This is a genomic window from Oleiphilus sp. HI0043 (assembly GCF_001634935.1).
The window spans coordinates 1-676 of the sequence record NZ_LWEY01001621.1 but is presented as its reverse complement, the minus strand read 5'-3'; the positions used below and the strand labels follow the sequence as shown (position 1 = coordinate 676).

General features: G+C 49.6%; 1 protein-coding gene. It reads right to left on the bottom strand.

Annotated features, from left to right (window positions below):
• The coding region (locus A3729_RS24405; protein ID WP_156498115.1) for a phosphoenolpyruvate carboxylase at positions 1-676 on the bottom strand (676 nt) is incomplete at both ends.

Sequence of the window (676 nt, the reverse complement as noted above, 5' to 3'; positions counted from 1 at the left end):
CTTAGGCTTTGGAGGCGGCAACAAGCTAGCTTCAACAACTGCATTCAGGTATAGCTTTAAACTCTGTTTGGCAACACTTGGAATCCCGAACTTAAAGCGAATCATTTCGCCTTGCTCCGTGATACGGAAAGAGCCAGCTACCGAACCAGGAGGTTGAGAAAGAATCGCCCTATTCGCTGGGCCACCACCGCGACCAACCGTGCCGCCGCGACCGTGAAACAAAGTCAGCTTAACACCATGTTTTTGTGCAACCTCAACCAGACTTTCCTGCCCCTGATATTGAGCCCAAGCGGCTGTCATCTGACCTGCATCCTTAGCAGAATCAGAGTAGCCAATCATTACCTCTTGATGCCCTTTACAGTACTCCTGATACCAAGGTACTGATAATAAGCTATCAATAGCCTCCTTCGCCCCGGACAAATCGTCAAGGGTCTCAAATAAAGGCACAACGCGCATAGGGAACTGAATGCCCGACTCCCGTAAAAGTAGGATGACAGTCAATACATCGGAAGGTGTGCTGGCCATGGAAATAACGTATGAACCCAACGCTGACTCAGGCTGAGAAGCAACCACGTCACACGTAGCCAACACTTCTCGCACATTATCACTGGCGGGCCAGGAACGAGGTAAAAGCGGCCGATTACTGGACAGTTCTTTAATAAGAAAGGACTGTTTC